The following is a 7,663-nucleotide window of genomic DNA, read 5'->3' as shown; positions in this document are numbered from 1 at the left end:
GACGTAGCCCGTCGGGCCGTCCGCCGCACCCCCGCCCCTTGCCCGGGTGCGTCAGGAGGCGGGCTGCGCCCCGCGCTCCGCGAGCATCTCCGTGATCAGCTTGATCTCGGAGGTCTGCCCGATCACCATCGACAGCGCGAGCCGCTTCTCGGACTCGTTCTTCGCCAGGTCGACATAGCCCTGCGCCATCTCGACCCCGCCCTTGTGGTGGTCCAGCATCAGTTGCAGGTAGAAGACCTCGGCCTCCCGGCCGCTCAGCCCGCGCAGCCGGTCCAACTGGGTGTTGGTGGCCATGCCGGGCATCAGCGAGCCGTCGTGCGGCTCGTACGAGTGGCCCATCTGCATCCACGCCATCGGCTTGGCCGCCGAGGACGGCGTCAGCCCCCACAGGTCGAGCCAGCCCATCATCATGCCGCGCTGGTTGGCCTGGGTGTTGATGATGTCGAACGCCAGGTTGCGCACCGCGGTGTCCGTGGTCCGGTCACGGACGATGAACGACAGGTCGACGGCCTGCTGGTGGTGGATCGACATGTCCCGGGCGAACCCCGCCTCGGGCGACCCGTCCACCGGCGCCGCGGCGACCGTGTCCGTGCCGGAGGCGCTGCTGCCGCCCGCCACCAGCGCGGGCACGCCGAGGCAGAGCGCCACCGTCGCGGCCAGCGCGGCCGGCCACCACAGCTTGCGGCGCCGCGCGGCCGGTCCGTCCCCGGACACGTCGAAGTCCTCGTCGGCGGGCGTGGCCGTCACGCCGCGGTCGCCGGTCACTGCGGGCCCGTGCAGGACGCGCCGGGCTCCGGGGTCTGCTTGCCCTGGACGAACTTGGCGAAGAACTCGTCCACCCGCGGGTCCGTCGCGCTGTCCACGGTCAGCTGGTTGCCCCACGCGCTGAGGGTGATCGGGCCCGTCTCGTCCGTGTAGGGGCTCATCAGCGAGTACGGCGTCGTCGTCACCTTGGCGGACAGCGTCTTGATGTCGTCCGGCGTGGCCTTGGCGTTGTAGGTGACCCAGACCGCGCCGTGCTCCATCGAGTGGACGGCGTTCTCGTTCACCACGGGCTGGTCGTAGACGTGGCCCATGCAGTCCAGCCAGACCGGGTTGTGGTCGCCGCCGACCGGCGGCTGCTGCGGGTAGGTCACCGGCGTCTGGACGTGGTTGCGGCCCAGGTTGTCGAACGTCTTCACGCCGTCGATGGTCTTGTTGGCGGCGGCCTCCGCGGCAGCCCGCTCGGCGTCCTTCTTCTGGTTGGCGTCGATCACGATCCAGCTGCCGGTCGCGATCGCACCGACCACCAGCGCGCTGCCGACGACTATCGCGATCACCTTGTTGCGGCGCTCCCGGCGCTGCTCCTCGGCGCGCAGCTCGGCGATCCGGGCACGGCGGTCGAGGCCGGCCTGCTTGCCGGACGGCTTGTTGGAGTTGCTCGACTGCTTCGAGGCGGAACCCATGGGAGATGTCCTTGTCCCCGTCGTGCGCTCTGGGCACGGCGGCGTGAGTGGTGGAGGAAGACGCGGAGCCGTCGGCGCCGTCCGCCCGCGACCGCGGGTGGGGGTGCCGGCGGTGGGTTCCGCTCAGGACCGCTGGATCTGCAGTTCGTGCAGGTCGGGCGTCAGGTGCTGCCCGGCCGGAGCGGGCAGGGGAGCGCTGTGCGGCACCTCGCCGACGGCGACCAGCTGCGGCAGCGCGGCGGGCACCGGCTGCGGCGGGGCGTTCGGCAGCTGGGACTCCTGCGCGCAGTACCGGTGACCGGAGCACCCGTTGTCGTGCCGGGGCGAGCCGTCGGTGGCCGAGCACAGGGTGCGGTCCGGCCGCTCACCGCCGTTCCACGACGGAGCCGCGGCGGCGGCGTGCTGCGGTCCGCTGTCGCCCGCCCGCCGGGCGAGGAGGAGCGTCACCGGGTCGGTGTCGGCGGCCTGGGCGACCGACGGTCCGAGCGGGTTGGTCCGGGGAGCCAGCAGCGGACCGGTCTCGGTGGCCGCCGCCTGCGCACTGCCCGCGCACGGAAGCACGGTCAGCAGTCCGACCAGCAGCAGGGTCCACAACGCACCCACCGGGCGGCCCGCGACTGCGGCCCTCCCCGGCCGGGGAGCTCTGGGCGCCGACGCGGTCATGCGCACATATTAATCAGCCGAACGAGTGAAGCGATGCCCCTCTGGGGTTCCCAGTTTCCGCCCCACACCGTCCGACCAGCCCGGGAGTAGCCCCCGCCCCGGGTACTTCCGGCAGCGCCGGCGCCCCCGGGCGCGCGCTCCGGCCCGGCCCGGCCGAGCGACGCGGCCCGGCGTACCCCGATCAGTGCCGAGTTGTCCCCGAAACCCGGACACCGTCCTTGTGCATGGGGAGAATGACGACGAGTCCGGGACGCGCCGCCAGCGACGCGACCCGCTCGGCAGAGCCCTCGCGCCGGCCGGGGCACGGCAACCACGCCACACAAGGACCAGGAGCTGCCAGATGACCAACCCGGGCGCCCCCGCGCAGCACCTGCCGGAGGACGGCTGGTGGGACGCGGTGTACGAGGGGCCCGCAGGCACCCTCCCGGACACCCCGGGCGCCGCGGCCGGCGACGGCAGCGTGGACGACTGGTTCGAGACCGCCGCCGGCATGATCGGGGCGCAGCGCACGGCGGAGCCCGGGCCCGGGCCCGGGCCGGAGGCCCTGCCGGAGCTGTCGGCGGAGCCCGACGGGGTGGCCGGGGAAACCGGGCGCGACAGCATCGACGACTGGTTCGACACCGCCGCAGGCGTGATCGGGGCGCAGCGGGTGGCGGCGACCCCCACGAAGCCCGTCTCCGTCCCCGTCCCCGAGCCCGCTCCTGAGCCCGCTCCTGAGCCCGAGGCCGATCTTGAGGCCGAGCCCGCTCCTGAGCCCGAGCCCGCTCCTGAGCCCGAGCCCGTCCCCGAGCCGGCCCCCGTGTCGGCTGCTCCGACGGAGCCCGGGCCGGATGCGGTGATGGCGGCCGAGGCACCGGTCGACGTCGACGAGACGCACCGCTTCCCCGCGCCGTCCTGGGCCGCCTACGCCGCCGATGATGCTGCAGCCGATGCCGATGCCGCTGATCTGCGCGAACCCGGTCCCGCCTCGGCTCCCGAGTCCGCCTCGGCTCCCGAGTCCGCCCCTGCACCCGCCCCCGAGCCGGCCCCGGCCCCCCGAGCCGTGGCCTCCGCCCCGGCCACCGGTCCGCGTCCGAACGTCCGGCCCGCGCGGGCCGAACCCGCGACACCCGTACCGCACGTCGGCGAGCGCCCGCCCACCTACGGTCCCGAGCCGACCGCCGTACCGGCCGCCGACCCGGAGACGCTCGGCGCGATCGTCCCGGACACCGCGCTGGACGGGGCCCAGTACGGGGCGTCCACGCTGCGGGCGGTCTCCGTCCGCGGCGACTCCGCCCGCTACCGGGGCGAACCCCGCCGCGACAGCCTGCTGGTGACCCGCTTCGGGGACGGCCCCGACGGACTGCTGCTCGCCGCGCTCGGCAGCTTCGGCCGCACCGACGCCGTCCCGGCCCCCGCCGGACAGGAGGCCGCCGCAGCAACGGCGGAAGCCTGCCGTCAGCTCGCCGCCGCCATCGGCCGCAGTCGCGCCGAACTCGCCGCCGACCTCCGCGACGGCGCCCGCGACCGCCTCCGCTACGGCCTGCAGCGCCTCGCCACCCGCGCCTTCGCCCCGCTGCGCGCCGCGGCAGCTCCACCTGACGCCGTGCCGGTCGAAGCGGCCGGGGCGGTCGAGGCGGCCGACCCGGACACCGTCCAGCCCGACCCGGCCCACCCGGGCTCGCTGCACTGCCTGCTGATCTCCCTCGACCCCGACGCCGCCTACCGCGCGGCCTTCGGCATCGGCCCCGGCGGCCTGTACCTGCTGCGCTCAGGCCACTGGATCGACGCCTACGCGGCCCGGCTGCTGCACCACCCGGACGGTCAGCCGCCCGTCCCCGCCGGGCCGGTGCCCGATCCCCGGCCGTTCCGGTTCCGCCTGGTACCGGCGACGCCGGGCGACATCCTGCTGCTCTGCACCCCGGGCCTGGCCGGCCCGATCGCCGACGAGCCCGCCGTCGCCCACTTCCTCGCCTCGCACTGGGCCCACCCGCACCCGCCGGGCACGGTCGACTTCCTCCGTCAGGTCCAGGTCCGCGCCAAGGGCTACGCCGACGACCGGAGCGCGGCGGCGCTCTGGACGGGCTGACCGGCCGGCCGGGCCGGGGTCAGCGCCGGCCGAGCAGCGCCGCGGTGCCCGAGGCCGTCCGGGCCAGGGCCTCCTCCCGCCGCGCCCCGGGCAGCCCGATCGCGAGCGGCACCGCGAAGCCGTCCAGCAGGGCCCGGATCTGCACGGCCCGCTCTCCCGCCGGCCCGGGGCCGAAGACGCCGCCGGCCGTGCCCTCCTCGATCAGCGCCACCAGGTCGGCCTGCCACGGCGCCTCGATCTCCAGCTGGCCCTGCCGGATCTCCGCGCTGGCCGGTGAGCGCCCCCACACCTCGACCCAGAGGATCCAGCGCGGATCGCCGGGACCCTCCGGCAGGTACAGCTGGATGTACGCCGAGAGCCGTTGCCACACGTCGTCCTCGGCCCGGGCCAGCGCCGCCCGCCGCCGGCCGCCGAGCTGCTCCTCGCTCCACCGGAGCGTCTCCAGCAGCAGCTGGTCCTTGCTCCCGAAGTAGTAGAGCAGGTGTCCGGCGCTCATCTGGAGCTGCTTGCCGAGGCCCGCCATCGTCAGCTTGGCGAGCCCGTGCTCCGCGATCGCGGCCCGCGCGACGGCGAACACCTCCTCACGCGGGCGCGCCGTGCGGCGCGGCCGTGGGTCCGCCATCTGCTGCTCTCCTCCTGGGGCCGGATCGGTCCCTCACGATACGACGCCCCGGGCCCCGCCTCCGGCGGTCCCGCGCCGGTTCCGCACCCGTCCACGCCCGCCTATGCTCACCTACGTGCAGCAGCTCCTCCACCACGAGAACCCGCTGACCGCGGCCTTCCCGGCCGAGCTCGCGCAGGACGTCCTGGCGGTCCTCGCCGTCATGCCACCGCCCCGATGGCAGCCCGCGGAGCCGTTCTCCGTCCAGGTGCAGGGCCGACAAGTCACCATCCCCTCGCGTCTCTACAGCGAGGAGCCGCCCGTCGAAGCCGTGGACTCCCTCCCGGAGCGCCGGCGGACGATTCTGCACTGCCTCTACACCAGGCACCACGACGGCAGGGTCCGCCAGCGCCACCTGGAGCAGGTCATCGGCACCCCGGAGCCCTGGGTCGTCCCGTTCGTGGTCCAGCTGGTCGGTGAGTACGTCCTGGAGATCCTGGTGGCGATCGGCGGAGCACTCGGCGGACTCGGTGTGCCGGGATCCGCCGACCGCAGCCGGTACGGGCGTTTCATCGCGGACAACCCCGCCTTCTTCGCCCGCACGGAACGGCGAGTGGTCAGCTACTGGAACTGCTACCACCGCACCGGATACGCCGGATATGCCGACTTCGCCGGCTACCCGGGCTGCACGCTCCTGGCCCTTCTACGGGCCGCCGCCGAGGAGCACGGCGCCCTCCGCGTGCCCAGCCTCGCGCCCTCCGGCAGTACCCGGTTGGACGGCTACTGCTAGGGCCGCTCCGTCGCAGTCGGTGGCGTGGCCGCAGCCGTGGGCCCGAGCTGCTCGGCCCACGGCGGGTTCGGCCCGGCGACGGAGCAGGTCAGGGCGGCGACCCGGGCGGCGTAATCGCAGGCGTCCGTGACCTCGTCCAAGGTCAGGCCGACAGCCGACAGCCGACAGCCGACAGCCGGCTCCGGCGAACTCCCGGTCCCGGTAAGGGTTGACGCCCTTCGGCCCCTGCGACCGCGCGTCACACCAGGTGTGGCCGCGGTGCTGTCCAGCGGCGCAGCTCTGCGGCCTGCGGCCCGTTCTCCAGCAGGCCGAGGAGCGATTCGGCGGCCGTGGTCGGGCTCCGGGCCTTACGGGAGCGGCGGATGGCCGGCCGGTCCAGGTCGCCGAGCCGGTACGGCGCGGCGGCCTGTTCGAAGGTGAGCGGGATCAGGTCGAGGCACGTCCGGACGAGGTCCTCCGGGCGGGGGATCCTGCCCGCGAGCTCCTCGGTGATCCCCTCGCGGTGCAGCCCGGCGACGGAGGACGCGGCCTTGACGGCGCATTCAGCCGGCGGGAAGGCGCCCTGCTCCCGGACTCCCGCTCCCAGAAGAACCGAGCCGGACGTGACGACGTCCACGGCGAACTCAAGCGCGCCCATCGGTGGCGGTCCACTCTCCCGTCGTCGGATCGGCCGCCCAGCGGGCCAGCAGATCGAAGTCCTCGTCGCGGAGCCCGTGCGCCGGGTGGATCCGGTGCAACAGCGCCGGGCCGGGATGCCGGGCGGCCACGTAGGCGTGGTCGGCCTCGGTGATGTCGTCGTCCACCCAGGCGAACGGGCGTCCGGCGGCCCAGCTGACGATGTCCCAGGTCTTGAAGCAGGTGCCGTCCGGTCGTACGGCTCGTACGTCGGGGAATGGGACGTACGGCAGTTCGGGCAGGCCGAGGCGTGGCGCGATCCACTCGTTGGCCTCGTGCAGCCAGGTGGTGGCCCACACCAGCTCGTACGGGAGGTCGAGCAGCCGCGCACCGTGGCCGGGGTCGAGCCGGACCTCGACCGGCTCGACGTCCGCCGGGGGAGTGCCCGGGGGCCGGACGATCCACGACGGCGTCATCCGGTACGGCAGATGGCCGGCCGGGCGCTCGTGCGGTTGCGCGTGGTAGGGGTTCAGCGGCCCGTCCACGTCGAGCAGGAGCAGTGGGCGGGGTGTCGGCGGGCGAGGTGCCGCCGGGCGGGCTGTCAGGGGGCACTCGTCCTCGGGTCGGCGGGCAGCAGCAGCCGGCAGGTCGGCGGCAGCGAATCCCATTCCACCACTTGCCTTCGGGGCCGAACGAGCCGATACCTAGGGCGGCAATTCGTACCCACACCGGAGAGGCACGCCCATGACGTGGCTCCGCATCCTGACCGCCGCCGGCATCCTGCTCCTCGGCGCCAGTGTCGTCCTGGTCTTCGCTCTCAGCACGGCCGCCGCCCGGGGCGACCGCGACGCCCCGGGCGAGCCGAGTACCGAGGCGGCGGCCCGCGCCAGCGGCCTGATCCCTCCGCCGGAGGGCGAGCAACCCTGACCGGGCCCGGTCCGGTGCCCGGTCAGGTGCCGGTCGCTAGCCGACGGCCTGGTACTCGCCGTGCTCGACGCGCCAGATCTGCTTGGCCTTGCAGAGCAACTGGAGGTCGCGGCGGACGGTGCGCGGGTCGGGGCGGGGCAGGTAGGTCTCGCGGGCCCGCTGCCAGTCCCAGGTCCCGCCGTCCTTCCTCATGATGTCCAGGAGCCGCTGCCGGCGTTCGATCGCCGAGGCGGGTGGGGTTTGGTCGTCGCTCATGAGCTCATTCTCTCGCATGGCCGTGACCGGCCAGGACCGGGGCGCAGGGGGCGGGCCTCTACTCGCCGTCCCGCCGGGCCTCCTCCGCCGCCTCGGCGATCCCGGCCTCGTGCCCGGCCCGCCAGACGCGGCCGACGAACTCCGCCGCCTGCTCCTGGGTGAGGTCGCCGGTGAGGCGCATCAGCTCGTCGGTGTACCGGATCAGCCAGTGCCGTGGGCTCGTCATGCCCCCATGCCATCGCGGGGCGGCGGCGCCTGCACCCCGGGCGGGCCGACCGGGCGGCTGCGCGTGCCCTGGG

The 7,663-nt window shown here is 74.6% G+C and carries 11 protein-coding genes; 3 read left to right on the top strand and 8 right to left on the bottom strand.

Annotated elements, in window-relative coordinates:
* Positions 1-51: 51 nt before the first annotated feature.
* The 3 genes from ACFUK0_RS30910 to ACFUK0_RS30900 form a co-directional block, all read right to left on the bottom strand.
* Positions 52-678 carry a DUF305 domain-containing protein gene (locus tag ACFUK0_RS30910; protein ID WP_380255775.1) on the bottom strand — a complete coding sequence of 209 codons (627 nt, stop codon included), beginning with the start codon at positions 676-678 and terminating at the stop codon, positions 52-54.
* A gap of 83 nt (positions 679-761) precedes the next feature.
* A complete protein-coding gene (locus ACFUK0_RS30905; RefSeq protein WP_380255772.1) occupies positions 762-1,445 on the bottom strand; it encodes a DUF3105 domain-containing protein in 684 nt (227 codons plus the stop codon).
* Positions 1,446-1,568: 123 nt separating this feature from the next.
* Positions 1,569-2,108: a hypothetical protein gene (locus ACFUK0_RS30900; protein WP_380255771.1), complete on the bottom strand. Its 540-nt coding sequence runs from the start codon at positions 2,106-2,108 to the stop codon at positions 1,569-1,571.
* A 340-nt stretch (positions 2,109-2,448) separates the two neighbouring features.
* Between ACFUK0_RS30900 and ACFUK0_RS30895 the strand changes: the two genes are divergently transcribed.
* Positions 2,449-4,176, top strand: a complete 1,728-nt coding sequence (locus ACFUK0_RS30895) for a hypothetical protein (RefSeq protein WP_380255770.1) — start codon at positions 2,449-2,451, stop codon at positions 4,174-4,176.
* A 19-nt stretch (positions 4,177-4,195) separates the two neighbouring features.
* On the opposite strand, the gene ACFUK0_RS30890 is transcribed toward ACFUK0_RS30895, so the two are convergent.
* On the bottom strand, positions 4,196-4,798 hold the full coding sequence (locus ACFUK0_RS30890) for a TetR/AcrR family transcriptional regulator (RefSeq protein ID WP_380255769.1): 603 nt from the start codon (positions 4,796-4,798) through the stop codon (positions 4,196-4,198).
* Positions 4,799-4,913: 115 nt separating this feature from the next.
* Here ACFUK0_RS30890 and ACFUK0_RS30885 point away from each other — a divergent pair, with 115 nt between their 5' ends.
* On the top strand, positions 4,914-5,567 hold the full coding sequence (locus tag ACFUK0_RS30885; protein WP_380255768.1) for a hypothetical protein: 654 nt from the start codon (positions 4,914-4,916) through the stop codon (positions 5,565-5,567).
* Positions 5,568-5,805: 238 nt separating this feature from the next.
* Here ACFUK0_RS30885 and ACFUK0_RS30880 read toward each other — a convergent pair whose 3' ends face one another.
* Positions 5,806-6,204 (bottom strand): hypothetical protein, encoded by a 399-nt coding sequence (locus ACFUK0_RS30880; RefSeq protein ID WP_380255767.1) that lies wholly within the window; start codon positions 6,202-6,204, stop codon positions 5,806-5,808.
* The gene (locus tag ACFUK0_RS30875) at positions 6,191-6,742 is read right to left on the bottom strand and encodes a hypothetical protein (RefSeq protein ID WP_380255774.1); all 552 of its coding nucleotides are present in this window, start codon (positions 6,740-6,742) and stop codon (positions 6,191-6,193) included. The genes ACFUK0_RS30880 and ACFUK0_RS30875 overlap by 14 nt, the downstream gene beginning before the upstream one ends.
* 184 nt (positions 6,743-6,926) lie before the next feature.
* On the opposite strand from ACFUK0_RS30875, the gene ACFUK0_RS30870 reads away from it, so the two are divergent.
* Entirely contained in the window at positions 6,927-7,109 is a 183-nt protein-coding gene (locus tag ACFUK0_RS30870; protein WP_380255766.1) for a hypothetical protein, read from the top strand.
* Positions 7,110-7,145: 36 nt separating this feature from the next.
* Here ACFUK0_RS30870 and ACFUK0_RS30865 read toward each other — a convergent pair whose 3' ends face one another.
* Positions 7,146-7,364, bottom strand: a complete 219-nt coding sequence (locus ACFUK0_RS30865) for a hypothetical protein (protein WP_380255765.1) — start codon at positions 7,362-7,364, stop codon at positions 7,146-7,148.
* Positions 7,365-7,422: 58 nt separating this feature from the next.
* Positions 7,423-7,590, bottom strand: a complete 168-nt coding sequence (locus tag ACFUK0_RS30860; RefSeq protein ID WP_380255764.1) for a hypothetical protein — start codon at positions 7,588-7,590, stop codon at positions 7,423-7,425.
* Positions 7,591-7,663: the final 73 nt, after the last annotated feature.

This window comes from Kitasatospora sp. NPDC057223, assembly GCF_042669755.1.
Classification (GTDB): Bacteria; Actinomycetota; Actinomycetes; order Streptomycetales; family Streptomycetaceae; genus Kitasatospora.
This window is presented reverse-complemented; position numbering and strand designations above follow the sequence as displayed.